Source organism: Pseudomonas moraviensis subsp. stanleyae, from assembly GCF_036283065.1.
Lineage (GTDB): Bacteria > Pseudomonadota > Gammaproteobacteria > Pseudomonadales > Pseudomonadaceae > Aquipseudomonas > Aquipseudomonas stanleyae.
Map to the genome: position 1 here is coordinate 81,797 of NZ_JAADJI010000004.1, position 17,256 is coordinate 99,052.

At 58.3% G+C, this 17,256-nt stretch carries 21 protein-coding genes; 3 read left to right on the forward strand and 18 right to left on the reverse strand.

Annotated features, from left to right (window positions below; genetic code table 11):
• Window positions 1-11: 11 nt before the first annotated feature.
• From tolB to GXB78_RS07925, 13 genes are all read right to left on the reverse strand, one after another.
• Window positions 12-1,292, reverse strand: coding sequence for a Tol-Pal system beta propeller repeat protein TolB (gene tolB, locus GXB78_RS07865; RefSeq protein WP_016773506.1), 1,281 nt, complete (start codon window positions 1,290-1,292; stop codon window positions 12-14).
• A 17-nt stretch (window positions 1,293-1,309) separates the two neighbouring features.
• Window positions 1,310-2,386, reverse strand: coding sequence for a cell envelope integrity protein TolA (gene tolA, locus GXB78_RS07870; RefSeq protein WP_016773505.1), 1,077 nt, complete (start codon window positions 2,384-2,386; stop codon window positions 1,310-1,312).
• Entirely contained in the window at window positions 2,386-2,838 is a 453-nt protein-coding gene (tolR, locus tag GXB78_RS07875; RefSeq protein WP_160767866.1) for a protein TolR, read from the reverse strand. Before tolR ends, tolA begins: the two co-directional genes overlap by 1 nt.
• Window positions 2,839-2,861: 23 nt before the next feature.
• On the reverse strand, window positions 2,862-3,557 hold the full coding sequence (tolQ, locus tag GXB78_RS07880) for a protein TolQ (protein WP_008080223.1): 696 nt from the start codon (window positions 3,555-3,557) through the stop codon (window positions 2,862-2,864).
• Complete coding sequence (gene ybgC, locus GXB78_RS07885) at window positions 3,547-4,014, reverse strand: tol-pal system-associated acyl-CoA thioesterase (protein ID WP_253504768.1); 468 nt, start codon at window positions 4,012-4,014, stop codon at window positions 3,547-3,549. The genes tolQ and ybgC overlap by 11 nt, the downstream gene beginning before the upstream one ends.
• Window positions 4,015-4,141: 127 nt before the next feature.
• The gene (gene ruvB, locus GXB78_RS07890; protein WP_024014087.1) at window positions 4,142-5,203 is read right to left on the reverse strand and encodes a Holliday junction branch migration DNA helicase RuvB; all 1,062 of its coding nucleotides are present in this window, start codon (window positions 5,201-5,203) and stop codon (window positions 4,142-4,144) included.
• The gene (gene ruvA / locus GXB78_RS07895) at window positions 5,204-5,812 is read right to left on the reverse strand and encodes a Holliday junction branch migration protein RuvA (protein WP_024014088.1); all 609 of its coding nucleotides are present in this window, start codon (window positions 5,810-5,812) and stop codon (window positions 5,204-5,206) included.
• Between the two features lie 114 nt (window positions 5,813-5,926).
• Window positions 5,927-6,454 carry a crossover junction endodeoxyribonuclease RuvC gene (gene ruvC / locus GXB78_RS07900; protein ID WP_016773501.1) on the reverse strand — a complete coding sequence of 176 codons (528 nt, stop codon included), beginning with the start codon at window positions 6,452-6,454 and terminating at the stop codon, window positions 5,927-5,929.
• 157 nt (window positions 6,455-6,611) lie between these two features.
• Window positions 6,612-7,358, reverse strand: coding sequence for a YebC/PmpR family DNA-binding transcriptional regulator (locus GXB78_RS07905; protein WP_034153419.1), 747 nt, complete (start codon window positions 7,356-7,358; stop codon window positions 6,612-6,614).
• Window positions 7,359-7,477: 119 nt separating this feature from the next.
• Window positions 7,478-9,253, reverse strand: a complete 1,776-nt coding sequence (aspS, locus tag GXB78_RS07910) for an aspartate--tRNA ligase (RefSeq protein ID WP_329515002.1) — start codon at window positions 9,251-9,253, stop codon at window positions 7,478-7,480.
• 98 nt (window positions 9,254-9,351) lie between these two features.
• A complete protein-coding gene (locus GXB78_RS07915) occupies window positions 9,352-9,573 on the reverse strand; it encodes an FmdB family zinc ribbon protein (protein ID WP_016773499.1) in 222 nt (73 codons plus the stop codon).
• Between the two features lie 130 nt (window positions 9,574-9,703).
• A complete protein-coding gene (locus GXB78_RS07920; RefSeq protein WP_329515003.1) occupies window positions 9,704-10,042 on the reverse strand; it encodes a ribbon-helix-helix domain-containing protein in 339 nt (112 codons plus the stop codon).
• 181 nt (window positions 10,043-10,223) lie between these two features.
• Window positions 10,224-10,694 (reverse strand): Dps family protein, encoded by a 471-nt coding sequence (locus GXB78_RS07925; protein ID WP_016773497.1) that lies wholly within the window; start codon window positions 10,692-10,694, stop codon window positions 10,224-10,226.
• A 310-nt stretch (window positions 10,695-11,004) separates the two neighbouring features.
• On the opposite strand from GXB78_RS07925, the gene GXB78_RS07930 reads away from it, so the two are divergent.
• Window positions 11,005-11,607, forward strand: coding sequence for a cold-shock protein (locus GXB78_RS07930; RefSeq protein WP_329515004.1), 603 nt, complete (start codon window positions 11,005-11,007; stop codon window positions 11,605-11,607).
• A 65-nt stretch (window positions 11,608-11,672) separates the two neighbouring features.
• On the opposite strand, the gene GXB78_RS07935 is transcribed toward GXB78_RS07930, so the two are convergent.
• The 3 genes from GXB78_RS07935 to GXB78_RS07945 all read right to left on the reverse strand — a co-directional run bounded on the left by GXB78_RS07935 (window position 11,673) and on the right by GXB78_RS07945 (window position 13,121).
• On the reverse strand, window positions 11,673-11,879 hold the full coding sequence (locus GXB78_RS07935; RefSeq protein ID WP_329515005.1) for a SlyX family protein: 207 nt from the start codon (window positions 11,877-11,879) through the stop codon (window positions 11,673-11,675).
• 3 nt (window positions 11,880-11,882) lie between these two features.
• On the reverse strand, window positions 11,883-12,308 hold the full coding sequence (locus GXB78_RS07940) for an HIT family protein (protein ID WP_329515006.1): 426 nt from the start codon (window positions 12,306-12,308) through the stop codon (window positions 11,883-11,885).
• Window positions 12,309-12,758: 450 nt separating this feature from the next.
• Window positions 12,759-13,121 carry a hypothetical protein gene (locus GXB78_RS07945; protein ID WP_329515007.1) on the reverse strand — a complete coding sequence of 121 codons (363 nt, stop codon included), beginning with the start codon at window positions 13,119-13,121 and terminating at the stop codon, window positions 12,759-12,761.
• A gap of 75 nt (window positions 13,122-13,196) precedes the next feature.
• On the opposite strand from GXB78_RS07945, the gene GXB78_RS07950 reads away from it, so the two are divergent.
• Window positions 13,197-14,561 carry an OprD family porin gene (locus tag GXB78_RS07950; protein WP_329515008.1) on the forward strand — a complete coding sequence of 455 codons (1,365 nt, stop codon included), beginning with the start codon at window positions 13,197-13,199 and terminating at the stop codon, window positions 14,559-14,561.
• A 108-nt stretch (window positions 14,562-14,669) separates the two neighbouring features.
• On the opposite strand, the gene GXB78_RS07955 is transcribed toward GXB78_RS07950, so the two are convergent.
• Together GXB78_RS07955 and GXB78_RS07960 are read right to left on the reverse strand one after the other, a co-directional pair.
• Window positions 14,670-15,512, reverse strand: a complete 843-nt coding sequence (locus tag GXB78_RS07955) for a mechanosensitive ion channel family protein (RefSeq protein WP_329515009.1) — start codon at window positions 15,510-15,512, stop codon at window positions 14,670-14,672.
• A gap of 165 nt (window positions 15,513-15,677) precedes the next feature.
• On the reverse strand, window positions 15,678-16,163 hold the full coding sequence (locus GXB78_RS07960; protein ID WP_016773491.1) for a YajQ family cyclic di-GMP-binding protein: 486 nt from the start codon (window positions 16,161-16,163) through the stop codon (window positions 15,678-15,680).
• Between the two features lie 140 nt (window positions 16,164-16,303).
• Between GXB78_RS07960 and GXB78_RS07965 the strand changes: the two genes are divergently transcribed.
• A complete protein-coding gene (locus GXB78_RS07965) occupies window positions 16,304-17,221 on the forward strand; it encodes a putative 2-dehydropantoate 2-reductase (RefSeq protein ID WP_329515010.1) in 918 nt (305 codons plus the stop codon).
• Window positions 17,222-17,256 lie beyond the last annotated feature (35 nt).

A 17,256-nucleotide genomic window follows, 5' to 3' on the forward strand; every position in this document is an offset into this window, starting at 1 on the left:
GTAGCGCCCGCTCACTTCAGGTAAGGGGACCAGGACGGTTCTCTGACTTCGCCTTGAGCGGTAGGAAGCGGGAGCCTCACGCGTCCATTGATGGACACGAGCATCAAGACTCCCCGGCCCTGTTGGCGGGTGGCGTAGATTACCATGGTGCCGTTGGGCGCAACAGTAGGTGACTCGTCCAGAGTGCTATCAGTGAGGATCTTTACACTACCCCGCTGCAGATCCTGAGCTGCCACCTTGAAATTGGTGAAGCCATCCTGACGATGAATCATCACCAAAGTCTTTTCATCAGCCGACAGTTTCGGGTTGGCGTTGTAGTTGCCAACGAACGTCACACGCTCGGCACCACCGCCACCAACGCTGGTTTTATAGATTTGCGGCTTGCCGCCACGGTCGGAGGTGAAGTAGATGGTCGAGCCATCCTTGCCCCAGAACGGTTCGGTATTGATCCCCTGGCCGTTGGTTACACGGCTGATCTGACGCGAACCGAGGTTCATCACGTAGATGTCCGGGTTGCCGTCTTTCGACAGCACGAATGCCAGGCGATTGCCATCCGGCGACCAGGCTGGCGCGCCGTTGAGGCCTTCGAAATTGGTGATCTGCTCACGGCGACCGGTGTCGATGTTCTGCATGAAGATGCGCGGACGCTTCTGCTCGAACGACACGTAGGCGATACGCTTGCCATCCGGTGCAAAACGCGGCGACAGGATCGGCTCACGCGATTGCAGCAGAGTCACTGCGCGGGCGCCGTCATAGTCGGAACGTTGCAGGGTGTAGCGCGTGTTCTTCTCGGAGAAACGCTCGGCCGTTACGTACAGCAGACGCGTCGAGAAAGCACCCTCGATACCGGTCAGCTTCTGGAAAGACTGGTCGGAAATGAAGTGCGCCATGTCACGAATCTGATCGGTCGTGCCGGAAACACTGCCGTCAGCCACTTTCTGCTCGGTGGCGACGTTGAACAGTGCCCACTGCACCTGCAGGCGACCGCCCGCCGGAGCGATGCTGCCGACCATCATGTATTGAGCACCCACCGCCTTCCAGTCACGGAAGATGATTTCGCTCGGCTGGCTTGGCTGGCTGATCATGTTGGCTTTTGGAATCGGCGAGTAATAGCCCGAGTTGCGCAAGTCGTTGCCAATGATTTCAGCCATGTCGTCTGGCAGCACGGCGCCGCCCTGCATGCCGAACGGTACGACGGCGATCGGAGTAGCCCGATCGCTGCCGCTGGTGACCAGAATGTTCTTTTCATCTGCCGCCGCGATCCCTGCCATGCAGCAGATCACGACCAGCATTCCTCGAAGAAGGTTTCTCACAAGGCTAGATCCTCAGGTGTGAATGTCATCTTGAATGAACGATACGGAGCGAAATCGCTCGGCTTCATTCCCTGCATTTCTGTCAAACGTCCAATATTCTTCACTGCCGCAACTGCCGAAGCATCGAACGGACCGTCGCCGCTGGATTTGGCCACGCTGACCGAAGTCACCGTACCATCCGGCAACATGCCGATTTGCAGCACGACCGTCATGCCTTTGCGCGCCGAAGGTGGACGAGCCCAGCCTTCTGCTGCGCGAGCGCGAATCAGGTCATCGAAACTGCCGGCAACCTCGTCACCCTGCTCATCTGCCAGGGCCTGCTGGCGCTGTGGCGTGTCGGAAAGCAAATCTGCCAAGGCCTGGGCCTTTTTGTCTTCGGCGGATTTGCGTGCCGCTTCCTGCGCTTTTTTCTTCGCAGCATCGGCAGCAGCTTTCTTCTTCGCGTCTTCGGCGACTTTCTTCTTCGCCTCTTCAGCTTCAGCTTTTTTCTTGGCGTCTTCGGCGGCTTTCTTTTTCGCGTCTTCGACGATCTTTTTCTTGGCTTCTTCGGCAGCGGCTTTCTTCGCCTCTTCCTCAGCAGCCTTCTTCGCTTCGTCTTCGGCCTTCTTCTTGGCTATATCAGCCAATTGTTTCTCTTCGGCCTTTTTCGCTTCGGCTTTCTTCGCGTCGTCGGCTTTTTTGGCTTCATCAGCCTTTTTTGCTTCGTCGGCTTTTTTCGCCTCGTCGGCCTTCTTGGCTTCTTCGGCCTTTTGAGCCGCTTCCTCTTTCTTTTGTTCCGCCGCCTTCACCGCTTCCTGCTCGATCTTTTTCTGTTCCATCTGCTCGACTTCGGTCTGGCGCGCGGCGGATTTCTTCGCCTCACCCGCAATCTTCTGATTGGTCTGGGTGGTTGCCTGACTTTTCGATTTCAGTTGGTACAGAGTCGCCTGGACGATCGGCTTGGCCGGCGGCAGTTCGGGCGTGAAGGCAAAACTGACGAACAGCATGCCGAATACCAGCACGTGCAGGACAATTGCCAGAACACTAGGCCAGAAGTAGCTTTCCGAGGCGGACGGCTCTCGCTGTTGCTGCATCAGGGGGCCTCGGTAATCAGACCAACGTTACCGACCCCGGCTTTCTGCAACCCGCCCATGGCACCCATGACGGCGCCGTAGTCGACAGTCTTGTCGCCACGAATGAACACCTGGGTGCGTTTGCCGCCCTCGGTGCCGGCGCGAATGATCTTGGTCACCGCGTCGGTCATTTGCGGCAGGGTCATGGCCCTGTCCTGTTGCTTCTCGGTGTCGACTTCGCTGCCAAGGTTCCAGTAGTAGGTCTTGTCAGCCTTGATCGAAATGGTCAGGACCTGGGTGTTGTTGTCCTGCGGCAAGGCTTCGCTGGAAACCTTGGGCAGATCAACTTTCACGCCCTGATTGAGCATCGGCGCGGTCACCATGAAGATGACCAGCAGCACCAACATCACGTCGATGTAGGGCACCACGTTCATCTCGGCGACCGGCTTGCGCTTTTTGCGGGCTCGAGCGATTAAAGCCATCGGGAAATACCTGCTTATTCTTCGCTGGTGTGCACTTTGCGGTGCAGGATCGCCTGGAATTCATCGGCGAAGGTGTAGTAGCGGCCCAGCAAGGTTTCGCTGCGCGCAGCAAAACGGTTGTAAGCGATGACCGCCGGGATCGCAGCGAACAGGCCGATCGCGGTGGCGATCAGGGCTTCGGCGATACCCGGGGCAACGGTGGCCAGGGTCGCCTGCTGGGCGCTGGCCAGGCCGCGGAAGGAGTTCATGATCCCCCACACGGTGCCGAACAGACCGATGTACGGGCTGACCGAACCGACGGTGGCGAGGAACGGCAGGCTCTGCTCGAGTTTCTCTTCTTCGCGCGAGATGGCCACGCGCATCGCACGGGCGACACCTTCCATCACGGCTTCAGGATCGACACCTGGCTGCTGACGCAGACGGGAGAATTCCTTGAAGCCGGCACGGAAGATCTGCTCCACGCCCGAATCCGGATCAGGGTTGCTGCCGGCCTGACGGTACAGTTTCGACAGGTCGATACCCGACCAGAAGCGCTCTTCGAAGCTCTCCAGGGCGCGTCGACCGGCACGCAGCAAATTGCTGCGCTGAAAGATCATGATCCATGAGGTCACCGATGCGGCCACCAGGGTCAACATTACCAACTGCACCACGATGCTGGCATTGCTGACCAGGCTCCACATGGAGGAATGGTCGACGACGTTAGCTTCCACGCTTTATCTCCTGCTTTGAGTGTGTACCCGGGCCGACCGCGTCGGCGAAGGCCGCACGCAGGTCTTCGGGAAGGGCCCGGGGTTTCAAACTGTCGGTGCGCACGCAGGCCACCAAAAACTGCCCTTCGCAGAGCAGCACATTATCCGTGGCCCGCCTGACCTGCTGTCGGAAGCGCAGGCTGGCACGGTTCAATTCGATTACATCAGCGCTTACCAGCAGTTCGTCATCCAGTCGCGCCGGCGCGTGGTAGCGCGCTTCGCTGGAATGCACGACGAACAACAGGTCCTCTCCGGCAAGCTGCGATTGAGCAAAGCCCAGTTCCCGTAGCCGTTCGGTTCGAGCCCGTTCCATAAACTTGAGGTAATTAACGTAATACACGATGCCGCCCGCATCGGTGTCCTCGTAATAAACGCGACAACGATGTGCGAACGGCTCAAGCCCGTTTTGCGCGCGCATACTCTAGTGCTTACTCCTCAGGTTGCCAATCCGGCCAGACAACTGTTTTTCGTGGTTTCAAAGCTTTAACGCAAAAGTACCGTCGTCTGACAGTACAAACCCTGAATAAATCACCAACAAATGTGTATCAATCGTCGACGGCGTCGAGAAACTCGTCTGCCACGGGCATCTCTCCCATGCGTGACGGAACGTTCAAACCGAAATGCAGATAGGCATGACGCGTCACCACCCTGCCCCGTGGCGTGCGCATGATGTAGCCCTGCTGGATCAGATACGGTTCGAGCACGTCTTCAATGGTGTGGCGTTCTTCACTGATCGCCGCCGCCAGACTGTCGATACCGACGGGGCCACCGTCGAACTTCTCGATCATGGTCAGCAGCAGCCGCCGGTCCTGGTGATCGAAACCGTGTTCGTCGACATCCAGCAGATTGAGCGCGAGATCCGCCACCGCTTTGGTGATGTGGCCCTTGGCGCGAACTTCGGCGAAGTCCCTGACTCGACGCAGCAGACGGTTGGCGATACGCGGCGTGCCACGAGCACGACGGGCTATCTCGAATGAACCTTCCGGATCCAGCGGCAGACCGAGAATCGCCGCCGAGCGACTGACGATGGTTGCCAGGTCCGCGGTGCTGTAGAACTCCAGGCGCTGGACAATACCGAAGCGATCACGCAGCGGATTGGTCAGCATGCCGGCGCGAGTGGTAGCACCGACCAGAGTGAACGGCGGCAGATCGAGCTTGATCGAGCGCGCCGCAGGGCCTTCGCCGATCATGATGTCGAGCTGGAAATCTTCCATCGCCGGGTACAGCACTTCTTCAACGATCGGCGACAGACGATGGATTTCGTCGATGAACAACACATCGTGCGGTTCGAGATTGGTCAGCAATGCGGCCAGATCACCGGGACGCTCGAGCACCGGGCCCGAAGTGCTCTTGATCGACACGCCCATTTCCTGGGCAATGATGTTGGCCAGCGTGGTTTTGCCCAGCCCCGGCGGGCCGAAGATCAAAGTGTGATCGAGGGATTCGCTACGGCCACGGGCGGCCTGGATGAATAGTTCCATCTGCTCGCGCACGGTCGGCTGGCCAATGTAGTCGGCCAGACTGACCGGGCGAATCGCTCGGTCCTGGACTTCTTCGCGCTCGCGCGGGCTGTGCGCGGCGGCGATCAGACGATCAGCTTCAATCACTTAAATCATTCCCTTCAGAGCGCGGCGGATCAGGTCTTCGCTGCTCAGGTTCTTGTCTTTGATCGCGGAAATCGCCTTGCTCGCTTCCTGCGGCTTGTAGCCCAGCGAGATCAGCGCGCTGACCGCATCGGTCTCGGCGCTGTTGACCGGCGCCGGGCCGTCCGGCTGATTCGGCACCAGTGCGAACATCGCCGGCGAGGTCTCCCAGGCCTTGAAGCGATCCTTGAGTTCGACCAGCAAACGCTCGGCGGTCTTTTTGCCAACCCCCGGCACCTTGGTCAGCGCGGAAGTATCCTGGGACTGCACGCAGCGCACCAGCTCATCGACTTCCAGGCTCGACATCAACGCCAGCGCCAGTTTCGGCCCGACCCCGTTGAGACGAATCAGCTCGCGGAAAAAGTCTCGCTCGCGCTTGCCGGCAAAACCATAGAGCAATTGCGCATCTTCGCGTACGACCAAATGGGTGTGCAGGGTCAGCGGTTCGCCGACCGACGGCAGGCGATACAGGGTGGTCATCGGCACTTCCACCTCATAGCCGAGGCCGTTCACATCGAGAATCAGGTGCGGCGGCTGTTTCTCAGCCAGGGTGCCGCGCAAGCGTCCAATCACGTTTGAAATCCTTGAGCGCTGGCCAGCCGTGGGCTGGCGACGATTGAAGGTGACTGCCGTGCCGACAACACAGGCACCGCAAGGCCACTTTCAGGAAAATTGATGCTGATGCTATCAGAGACGCAGGCGCCCGCCACGACTGCGTGCGGTTCCCAGACCGTGGGGGAGCAGGCTCGAGCGTGTATGCGCATGGCAGATGGCGATCGCCAAGGCGTCGGAGGCGTCGATTTGCGGCTTGCTGGTCAACTTGAGCATGTGCATGACCATCATCTGCACCTGCTCCTTATTGGCCGCACCCGTGCCAACCACGGCCTGTTTGACTTGCGTGGCAGTGTACTCGGCAATTTCCAGACACTCTTCTGCACCGGCGACAATCGCCGCGCCACGCGCTTGGCCGAGCTTCAGCGCCGAGTCGGCGTTTTTCGCCATGAACACCTTTTCGATGCCCATGGTCACCGGGCCGTAGGTCTTGATGATTTCGCGCACGCCGCGATAGACGATTTGCAGACGCTCATGCAGCTCGCCGGACCCGGTGCGAATGCAGCCCGAAGCCACATAGATGCAGCCGCCCCGCCCGGTATCGCGAACGATCCCGTAACCGGTGATGCGCGAACCGGGGTCGATACCAAGAATTAGAGTCATAACGCCTGCAGATTCATAAAAAACGATTTACCTGACATCCAATAGCAAATGTGGGAGCGAGCTTGCTCGCGAAGGCGGTATGTCAGCAGATACAGGTGCTGAATGACACACCGCTTTCGCGAGCAGGCTCGCTCCCACAGGGAAGACTAGTCGCTAATCAGCCTAGCTGAGCAGCGACGTCTTCCGGGATATCCGCGTTGGAATAGACGTTCTGCACGTCATCCAGATCCTCGAGCATGTCGATCAGCTTGAGCACCTTCTCCGCACCTTCCAGATCCAGTTCGGCGCTGGTGGTCGGCTGCATGACGATTTCCGCGTCGTCGCCCTTGAACCCGGCCGCTTCCAGCGCATTGCGCACCGCATAGAAGCTGGTGAAGGAGGTGAACACGTCGATCGATCCGTCTTCGTGGGTAACCACGTCATCGGCATCGGCTTCCAGCGCCGCTTCGGTCAGTGCGTCTTCATCGACGCCCGGAGCGAAGCTGATCTGGCCCTTGCGCTCGAACAGATACGCCACCGAACCGTCGGTGCCGAGGTTGCCGCCACACTTGCTGAACGCATGACGCACGGCTGCGGCGGTACGGTTGCGGTTATCGGTCATGCACTCGACCATCACCGCCACGCCGCCCGGGCCGTAACCTTCGTAGGTCAGCTCTTCAACGTTGTCCGCTTCAGTGGCACCGGCACCGCGCGCGACCGCGCGGTCAATGATGTCGCGGCTCATGTTGGCGCTCAACGCCTTGTCCAGGGCCAGGCGCAGACGCGGGTTGGAACCCGGATCACCGCCACCCTGACGGGCCGCAACGGTCAGTTCACGGATCCACTTGGTGAAGATCTTGCCCCTCTTGGCATCCTGACGTTCTTTGCGGTGCTTGATGTTTGCCCACTTGGAATGACCTGCCATAACTTGCTCCGAATGCTCTTTGAAACCTTGCCCGCCCTGCCGAGGCAGTGGCCGGCAATTGAAAAATTCGACCTGAGAAAGAAAAAAGGCGCATCCGAAGATGCGCCTTCAGGCCCGTCTTACTCAGCCTTTGGCGTTTCGCGCAGGCGAATGTGCAGCTCGCGCAGCGCCTTGGCATCGACCACGCCCGGAGCCTGCGTCATCACGTCGGCAGCACTCTGGGTTTTCGGGAAGGCGATCACTTCACGGATCGACTGGGCGCCGGTCATCAGCATCACCAGACGGTCCAGACCGAAAGCCAGGCCACCGTGCGGCGGTGCACCGTACTTCAGCGCGTCGAGCAGGAAGCCGAACTTCTCTTCCTGTTCCGCTTCGTTGATGCCCAGCAGACGGAATACCGCTTGCTGCATTTCCTTGCGGTGGATACGGATCGAACCGCCGCCCAGCTCAGTGCCGTTCAACACCATGTCGTATGCGCGGGACAGCGCACCGGCCGGGTTGGCTTCGAGTTCCTGCGGGGTGCACTTCGGTGCGGTGAACGGGTGGTGCAGCGCGGAGAAGCTGCCGTCGTCGTTTTCTTCGAACATCGGGAAGTCGACGACCCACATTGGCGCCCACTCGCAGGTCAGCAGCTTCAGGTCGTGACCAAGCTTGATACGCAGCGCGCCCAGGGCTTCGCTGACGATCCTGGCCTTGTCGGCACCGAAGAACACGATGTCGCCATCGACTGCGCCAACGCGATCGAGGATCACGTTGAGCTTGTCTTCAGGAATGTTCTTCACGATCGGCGATTGCAGACCTTCAACACCGGCAGCACGCTCGTTGACCTTGATGTACGCCAGGCCCTTGGCACCGTAGATGCCGACGAACTTGGTGTAGTCGTCGATCTGCTTGCGCGGCATGCTCGCCCCGCCTGGAACACGCAGTGCGGCGATGCGGCACTTGGGATCGTTGGCCGGGCCGCTGAACACCTTGAATTCAACTTCCTTGAGCTGGTCGGCAACGTCGACCAGTTCCAGCGGAATGCGCAGGTCCGGCTTGTCCGAACCGTAGCGGCGCATGGCTTCTTCGAAGGTCATGTGCGGGAATTCGCCGAATTCCAGATTCAGCACTTCCTTGAACAGGTTGCGGATCATCTGCTCGGTCAGGCCCATGATCTCTTTTTCATCGAGGAAGCTGGTCTCGATGTCGATCTGGGTGAATTCCGGCTGACGGTCGGCACGCAGGTCTTCGTCACGGAAGCATTTGGCGATCTGGTAGTAACGGTCGAAGCCGGCGACCATCAGCAGTTGCTTGAACAGCTGCGGCGATTGCGGCAGGGCGAAGAACGAACCGGCGTGGGTACGGCTTGGCACCAGATAGTCACGCGCACCTTCAGGGGTGGCACGGGTGAGGATCGGCGTTTCGACGTCGAGGAAGCCGTTCTCGTCGAGGAAGCGACGGATGCTGGTGGTCATGCGCGAACGCAGACGCAGCTTCTCGGCCATTTCCGGACGACGCAAGTCGAGGAAGCGATAGCGCAGGCGGGTTTCTTCGCCGACATCGGAAAACTCGTTGAGCGGGAACGGCGGGGTTTCCGACTCGTTCAGCACTTCGAGTTCGTAGCCCAGCACTTCGATCATGCCCGAGGCCATGTTGGCGTTGGTCGCACCGGCCGGACGCAGACGCACCTTGCCGGTGATTTTCACCACGTATTCGCTGCGCACGCGATCGGCGGCGGCGAAGCTCTCGGCGCGATCCGGATCGAACACCACCTGAGCCAGACCGTCACGATCACGGATATCGAGGAAAATCACCCCGCCGTGGTCGCGGCGACGGTGAACCCATCCGCAAAGGGTAATTTCCTGGCCTTCCAGGCTTTCGTTCAGTTGGCCGCAATAGTGGCTGCGCATCATGGTGTGGTTCGCTTCTCGTAATTCGAAATTCGGTGGAGCAACCGTCGCTTTCAAGCAAGGCGGCCACTCACGCGTGTCGTTCGTTCAGGGTTTGAACCCTAGTCAGCTTTGTCGCCACCGGCCAGATTCTTCTTGGCTCCGGTCTTGAAATCGGTCTCGTACCAACCGTTGCCGCTGAGGCGAAAACCCGGCATGGACAGCTGCTTCTTCAGTTCGGGCGCCTGACAGGCGGGGCAGTCGACCAACGGTGCGTCGCTGATCTTCTGAATGGCTTCCAACTGATGACCACAGGAAGCACATTGGTAATCGTACATTGGCATGGGGGTGTCTCGGCGATCAGATTGTTGCCGCGCGCAGGGCTTTGCGGCGAAAGCGCGGGATTATATCGATTAAATGCAGGCTGTGCAGCCGTAACACTGCACAGCCTGCAACCTCGTTGCAACCGCCGTTTCAGGGCGAAACTGCGGGTGCGAGGTCTTTGATCCCGTTCATGACGCAAACCACCCGTACCAGCGCACTGAAGTTCTTCACCCCGCCGTGACGCAGATGCACCTCACGGTCGACATGGGACAGCAGTGTGCTGATCGAACAGTGATTGGCCTCGGCCATGCCGCCGAGGATATTCCAGTAGACCTGCTCGAGGCGCAGGCAGGTCGCAAAACCGTTGAGACGAATCGATCGCGACAACGGCCGGATCAGATTCATGTCGAACCCGCTGACAAACGGGTCGACCTTTATTACGTGCCGCGAAGCCGACATCCTGTCGCTTCGCCTGTCTCCTTCCACCATAGCGTTGACACTCCTTTGCCATGACTGCTGATTTATAAGGCAACATCCTGCGCCTTCATAAAAACCCAGTGACAAAGTTCGCGCCATACGACTTGTTGACCAGCCTCGTAGGATAAGCCAACGACAGTGGTAAGAGTCTGGACAGCGTGCGGACGACCTCAAGCCGTCCGCAGCGGCCGGATCACTCCTCGAGCAGCGCGCGCAGCATCCATGCGGTTTTCTCGTGCACCTGCATACGCTGGGTCAGCAGGTCAGCGGTCGGCTCGTCGCTGACCTTGTCCAGCAGCGGGAAGATCCCCCGCGCTGTGCGGGTCACCGCCTCCTGGCCCTCGACCAACTGCTTGATCATGTCCTCGGCGCTCGGCACACCGACTTCTTCCTTGATAGAAGAAAGACGGGCGTACGTCGCGTAGGCACCCGGTGCCGGGAAGCCCAACGCACGGATACGCTCGGCGATCGAATCGACGGCCAGCGCCAACTCGTTGTACTGCTCTTCGAACATCAGATGCAGCGTGCGGAACATCGGGCCAGTGACGTTCCAGTGGAAGTTATGGGTTTTCAGATACAGCACGTAGGTGTCCGACAGCAGTCGCGACAGCCCTTCGACGATGGATTTGCGGTCTTCTTCGCTGATACCGATATCAATTGCCATGCTTACCCCCTAACAGTGATTGAATTCATCCAGCAGGTTCAGCCCCACTTTAGCAAGGCAAGCGCAGGCTCGCAGCTATGAATCCGCACGCAGAGTGCGACAAATCGACCGTTTCCCTGCCGCTGGCCGGGCTGATTTGAGTAGCCGCAGGCTTTGCTGTTAAATAGGCAGTGTGTCGCCATCCCCCATTTTCCGGGGTGTTGCGCATAGGCTGATCCGTGTACGTGTCCACCGCCTCTTATTTTGTCCTGAAGCGAACCGTGCGCCTTCAGCTCTTCCTTGTGAGCCGTCATAACGTGAGCCAATCAAAATGTTGAAAATCGTCCACCTGCTAATGGGCGCAGCAGCCTTGCTGCTGTCGTTCATACCCAGCCTGAAAGCCGAAGCCGTTCCTTACCTGCAACAGCCCGATGCACTTTACCTGGCCTTTTTCGGCCTGCTGAACCTGGTCATCGCTCCAGTGATCCCCTACTGGAACAAAGGCCCGCGCCAGCATCTGCAAAATCTGGTCAGCGCCCTCCTGGTGCTGACTGTCGTCCTGCAAACCCTGACCCTGATCGCGCCGATGCCAGTCATCGCTGGCCAGCCGGCCGTGTTGTTCAGCCTGGCGATCGCGCTGGTTGCCGTGCTGTTGCACCTGGCCGTCAGCTTCTACAAGTCGTCACCGGCCGCTGCGCCGACCAGCTATGACATGAGCAATCGCGATACCGGCACCGTGAAGTGGTTCAACACTTCCAAGGGTTTCGGCTTTATCTCCCGGGATTCCGGCGATGATATTTTCGTGCACTTCCGCGCCATTCGTGGCGAAGGCCACCGTGTTCTGGTCGAAGGCCAGCGCGTCGAGTTCTCGGTGATGAACCGCGACAAAGGCCTGCAGGCCGAAGACGTGATCGCCGCACTGCCGCGCCGCTGATCCAAAGCAAAAAAAAACCGCGAACAGCCTGGCTGTCCGCGGTTTTTTTATGCCTGCCGAATGGCTCAGTAATGCGGCGGTGGCGTGTCTTCTTCAAAGGCACCGAACTGCCCGACCATCTCTTCGTGACGCTTGATCAGCGCTTCCATCTGCAATTGCAGGCGCTCGATGACTTTCTGCTGGGCCACCAGTACATCGTTCAATGCTTGAATGGTGTCATCCTGAAACGCCTGACGGCTTTCAAGATCGGTAACGCGCTCTTCAAGGCTCATGACTCAGCCCTCCACAAAGGTGAATTCTTCGGTCAGCACCAGACGCAAGCGTTCGCGAATGACCGCAACCTCCTCGGCGCTGTACGGCTTGGCGGGGTGCTTGCCCCAGATCGGCGCCGGCCACGCAGCATCATTGCGTTTACGCACGATGACATGCATGTGCAGTTGACTGACAACGTTACCCAGTGTTGCGACGTTCAGTTTGTCAGCGTCGAACGAATCCTTGAGCAACTCGGCCAGCGTCGTGGTTTCCTGCCAGAGCTGCTGCTGATCGGCGACATCCAACTGAAACAACTCGCTTATATCCTCGCGGCGAGGCACCAGGATGAACCACGGGTAATTGCTGTCGTTGGACAGCAACAGCCGGCACAACGGAAAGTCGCCGATGACCAGGGTGTCCTGTTGAAGTCGTGAATCCAAGGCAAACACTGTACGTACTCCCGGCTGTATCTATAACTCAGCTTAGCGGCGGCTCTCGAGAGACAGCGCGCCAAGCGACAGAACGGCAGCATACCTGCGAATGCAGTGAGCTTCACTCTGCCCCGGCAGTTAATCGCCAGCCGCTTCGACATGAGACATTTGTCCGTGCCGCGCACCAACATAAGCCATGACATGAGCCTTGACGTGAAAAGCCGGATGAAAAGTCTTGATCTGCCAAGCCTCGACTCACTCATCGCCAGATCACCTCAGGGCCATTGGTGATTTTTTTGCACCAAAACTGCACAACACGTCTACGCTCAGTGGGTCGGGCATCCGCCAAATACTCAATGCGGGGTGAACCGGTAACGTTTTTGGTTGTCCTGCGCGCCTTTGGTGCGTTGCAACACCATTGGGAGATCGTCGTCAAGCCCGGGATAAAATGGGCGCAGGACCCCGTTTTCACAAGGTTTTCACATATGCGGGTACTGCCTGAAAAAATAACCGCACCGATTTTGCGGTTTGTGCACGCTTGTTGCATTCGTAACGGTATGGACTATAAGCGCACCACTGGAAGTGGTCGCCTGAAGCCAATAAAAACAGTGGCAGGGTTGCCCGATGGAGATTCAAGCGTTTTGCCAGGGACTCTTTTTTAGCGATGCAAAAAGGCCCGGAAACAGCGATAAAGTTGTCAGTCCGGCTGCATCGGTACTGTGAATTTGCGACATCCAGCGCTCCTTTTGCGACAACGCCGTAAAGAAGCTGAAAGGTTGGTTTCGCAAGTATCGCCAACATTGTCAGCGTGATATAAGTTTGCGCCGACACAAAAAGAAAGAGCCGCCCAGATAATAAAACAGGTGGGACGGCAGTACTCTTCTAAAACCAAAGGAGCAAATCACGATGCGCGTGATGAAGTGGAGCATGATCGCACTGGCAGTTGCTGCAGCTGCTGGTTCTCAGTTGGCTACGGCCGCACCATTTGTAAGTGACCAGGCAGAAGCCAAAGGCTTCGTTGAAGGCGCGACACTCACTGAAACGGTGAAGAACTACTACTTCAACCGTGACAACAAAGATGGCGGCGCTGATCAGAAAGACTGGACCCAGGGTTTTCTGACCAATTTCACCTCCGGCTATACCCAAGGTACCGTTGGTGTTGGTATTGATGCGTTCGGTTATCTGGCGTTGAAACTCGACGGTGGTGACGGTACTTCCGGCTCGGGCAACATGAGCCGCAGCGACACCGTTGACCCATTCAATGATTCGCGTGACGTCAATGACAGCCAGGGCAAAGCCGGCGCAGCGATCAAATTCCGCGTATCCAAGACCGAGCTGAAATTCGGCGACATGCAGCCTAGCACCTCGCCTGTATTCGCTGTGGGTGGTTCGCGCATCCTCCCGCAAAGTGCCAGCGGCTTCCAGCTGCAGAGCAGCGAGATCAAAGACCTTGATCTTGAAGCCGGTCACTTCTACTCGGCGACCAGTCAGGACAAGAACTCCCGTGAGGGCGGCCTGTACTCCAACTACTCGGGCATCGAAGCCAACTCCATCGATTACTTCGGCGGCAAATACGGCATCACCGATAACCTCAGTGCATCGCTGTATGGCGCCAAGCTGGAAGACATCTGGAACCAGTACTACGCCAACGTGAACCTGACCACGCCATTGGGTGGTGACACGTCGTTGAACACTGACTTCAACATCTACCGCACCACCGACACCGGTGATAAAGATGTTGGTGACATCAGCAACACCACGTTCTCTCTGGCAACTGCGCTGTCGTTCCTGAAGGCACACACCTTCACCCTGGCCTTCCAGAAGGTCAATGGCGACACGCCGTTCGACTATATCGGCGTGGGCAAGAACAACCGTGGCGGCGACTCGATTTTCCTCGCCAACTCCATCCAGTACTCTGACTTCAACGGTCCTGGCGAGAAATCGGTTCAAGCCCGTTACGACCTGAAAATGGCCGAGTACGGTGTTCCTGGTCTGAGCTTCATGGTTCGCTACGTCAAAGGCTGGGATATCGACGGTACTGGTCTGGCTGACAACAGCCAATATCGCACCAGAACTGGCGCACCTCTTTACGGTGAAGATGGTGAGCACCACGAAACCAACTTCGAAGCCAAATATGTTGTTCAGTCTGGCCCGGCAAAAGATCTGTCCTTCCGCATTCGTCAAGCTTGGCACGTTGCCAACGATGACCAAGGTGAAGGTGATGTCAAAGAGTTCCGTCTGATCACCGAGTACCCGCTGAACATCTTGTAATAGTCAGTGGTTAGTTTTAAAGCATGAAAAAAGGCCCATCTTTCGATGGGCCTTTTTTATTTTCACCGGGATTCTAAGACTGGCGAATATTACTTAGCTAGCAACCTATCATTGCGCCGCCGATTCCTGCACTACGCGTATAACGCGCTGCGGAAATGGAATATCAATACCGGCACTCTTCAAACGATCACGCGCCTGCTCATTAAACATGAACATCACATCCCAATAATCCGCAGTTTTAACCCACACCCGCAGCGAGACAGTGATCGAACTGTCGCCCAGTGTCGAAATTACCGCCTGTGGCTCCGGGTCCTGCATGACGCGGGCATCCTTGGCCAGATCCAGCAGCACCTGACGGGCCTTTTGCAGATCCGCTTCGTAATCCACGCCCACGTCGAACACGACTTTGCGGGTTGGCTGACGATTGGTGTTAGTGATGATGCCGTTGGACAGATTGCCGTTGGGCACGATGATGGTCTTGTTGTCGCCGGTGCGCAGCACGGTGTGGAAAATCTGGATGCTGTCGACGGTACCCGCCACGCCTTGGGCTTCGATCCAGTCACCGATACGGAACGGACGGAACAGCAGAATCAGCACGCCGCCAGCGAAGTTCGCCAGGCTGCCCTGCAAGGCCAGACCGATTGCCAGGCCGGCAGCACCGATGGCCGCGACGAACGAAGTGGTTTCGACGCCGATCATCGACGCGACGCTGACAATCAGCAGCACCTTGAGAATGATGTTGGCCAGGCTGCTGATAAAGCCTTGCAGCGCCAGGTCGGCATTGCGCAGGGCCAGCAGCCCGCCGAGTTTTTGCGTGACCTTGTTGATCAGCCACCAGCCAATGGCCAGGGTAATCACTGCGAGCAGCACGCGGCTGCCGTATTCCATGATCATCGGGATCCACGCCTGGGACGCCTTGACCAGGTGGTCCACTTCCGCATTCAAATCCATGTTCTATCTCCTGATTTCCGGCTTCCCGGGGTATACACAAAAAAATGTGGGAGCGAGCCTGCTCGCGAAAGCGCTGTGTCATTCAGCAATAAATTGACTGACACATTGCATTCGCGAGCAGGTCGAGGCGTCGAACCGTCGCTCCCACACAGTCACAAAACAAGCTTAGTCGCGGAAGTTGTTGAACTGCAGCGGCATGCCGAATTCCTTGGCACGCAGAGCCGCGATGGCTTCCTGCAGGTCGTCGCGCTTCTTGCCGGTGACACGCACCTGCTCGCCCTGGATGGCGGCCTGTACCTTGAGCTTGGCTTCCTTGATGTGGCCGACGATCTTCTTCGCCAGCTCCTTGTCGATGCCTTCCTTGAGGATGGCGTCCTGTTTCATCAATTTGCCGGAAGCGTAAGCGTCCTTGACCTCGAGGCACTGCACGTCGATCTTGCGCTTGGTCAGCGCCAGCTTGAGGATTTCGATCATCGCTTCGAGCTGGAACGCGGCTTCGGCGGTGAGGCTGACGGTCAGGTCTTTTTCCTTGAACTCGAAGCTGCCTTTGCCTTTCAGGTCATAACGACGATCGAGTTCCTTCACGGCGTTCTCGACCGCGTTGGTGAGTTCGTGTTTGTCCAGTTCGGATACCACGTCGAACGACGGCATGTAATCTCTCCAATAAAAAGGCGCGCTCGATGTACATGGAGCGCGCTTGGCTTGCGGTTAAAATCGGGCTCATTATAACGGGTCTTTTCCTACCGATACGGCGAGCCGCACATGCCTGCAAGCAATCGAGCAAAAAACTGATGTCGACGATCTGGCATGTACTGGGCGCCGGCAGCCTCGGCACACTCTGGGCGACCCGTCTGGCCCGCGCCGGCTTGCCCGTGCGGCTGATCCTGCGTGACGCGGCGCGCTTGCGAAGCTATGCGGTGACTGGTGGATTAACCCTGGTAGAAAACGGACAAGCTCATATCTATGCAGTTCCCGGCGAAACCCCGGACAGCCCCGAGCCCATTCGCCGTCTGCTAGTCGCGTGCAAGGCCTATGACGCCGAAGAGGCCGTCGCCCGCCTCGCTTCACGCCTCGCTCCGGATGCCGAATTGATCCTCCTGCAAAACGGCCTTGGCAGTCAGGACGCCGTTGCCGCGCGGGTGCCGCAAGCGCGCTGCATCAGCGCATCCAGCACCGAGGGCGCATTTCGCGACGGCGATTGGCGCGTGGTATTTGCCGGCCACGGTTTCAACTGGCTGGGCGATATCGGCAATCCGCTGGCGCCGGTCTGGCTCGACGATCTGCAAGCGGCAAACATTCCCCATGAATGGAGCGCAGACATTCTCACTCGGCTGTGGCGCAAACTGGCGCTGAACTGCGCAATCAACCCGCTGACCGTGCTCCACGACTGCCGTAACGGCGGGCTGACAACGCATCACTGCGAAGTCGCCACGCTTTGCGGCGAACTGGCCGAACTGCTCGAGCGTTGCGGCCAACCCGCGGCGGCGGAGAATCTGCAAGCGGAAGTCGAACGGGTAATCCACGCCACCGCTGCCAATTATTCCTCGATGCATCAGGACGTCGCCGGCCAGCGCCGCACCGAAATCAGTTATCTATTGGGCCACGCCTGCAAAGTCGCCGAGCGCCATCAGTTGCACCTGCCGCACCTGCAGCAGTTACAGCAACGTCTGGTGGCTCATCTGCGCAAGCGTGGATTGCCCAGCGACTGAGCAGCCGCTAGGCTGACAACTTGTTCCCCTGCAGC

What these genes read in the sequence shown, in the direction of transcription:
- GXB78_RS07965 (WP_329515010.1), top strand. Translation starts at nt 16,304, where the DNA reads ATGTCGACGATCTGGCATGTACTGGGCGCCGGCAGCCTCGGCACACTC.
- tolB (WP_016773506.1), bottom strand. Translation starts at nt 1,292, where the DNA reads ATGCTGGTCGTGATCTGCTGCATGGCAGGGATCGCGGCGGCAGATGAA.
- GXB78_RS07960 (WP_016773491.1), bottom strand. Translation starts at nt 16,163, where the DNA reads ATGCCGTCGTTCGACGTGGTATCCGAACTGGACAAACACGAACTCACC.
- GXB78_RS07955 (WP_329515009.1), bottom strand. Translation starts at nt 15,512, where the DNA reads ATGGATTTGAATGCGGAAGTGGACCACCTGGTCAAGGCGTCCCAGGCG.
- GXB78_RS07950 (WP_329515008.1), top strand. Translation starts at nt 13,197, where the DNA reads ATGCGCGTGATGAAGTGGAGCATGATCGCACTGGCAGTTGCTGCAGCT.
- GXB78_RS07905 (WP_034153419.1), bottom strand. Translation starts at nt 7,358, where the DNA reads ATGGCAGGTCATTCCAAGTGGGCAAACATCAAGCACCGCAAAGAACGT.
- GXB78_RS07925 (WP_016773497.1), bottom strand. Translation starts at nt 10,694, where the DNA reads ATGGCAATTGATATCGGTATCAGCGAAGAAGACCGCAAATCCATCGTC.
- ybgC (WP_253504768.1), bottom strand. Translation starts at nt 4,014, where the DNA reads ATGCGCGCGCAAAACGGGCTTGAGCCGTTCGCACATCGTTGTCGCGTT.
- tolA (WP_016773505.1), bottom strand. Translation starts at nt 2,386, where the DNA reads ATGCAGCAACAGCGAGAGCCGTCCGCCTCGGAAAGCTACTTCTGGCCT.
- ruvC (WP_016773501.1), bottom strand. Translation starts at nt 6,454, where the DNA reads ATGACTCTAATTCTTGGTATCGACCCCGGTTCGCGCATCACCGGTTAC.
- GXB78_RS07935 (WP_329515005.1), bottom strand. Translation starts at nt 11,879, where the DNA reads ATGAGCCTTGAAGAGCGCGTTACCGATCTTGAAAGCCGTCAGGCGTTT.
- aspS (WP_329515002.1), bottom strand. Translation starts at nt 9,253, where the DNA reads ATGATGCGCAGCCACTATTGCGGCCAACTGAACGAAAGCCTGGAAGGC.
- GXB78_RS07915 (WP_016773499.1), bottom strand. Translation starts at nt 9,573, where the DNA reads ATGCCAATGTACGATTACCAATGTGCTTCCTGTGGTCATCAGTTGGAA.
- GXB78_RS07920 (WP_329515003.1), bottom strand. Translation starts at nt 10,042, where the DNA reads ATGGTGGAAGGAGACAGGCGAAGCGACAGGATGTCGGCTTCGCGGCAC.
- GXB78_RS07930 (WP_329515004.1), top strand. Translation starts at nt 11,005, where the DNA reads ATGTTGAAAATCGTCCACCTGCTAATGGGCGCAGCAGCCTTGCTGCTG.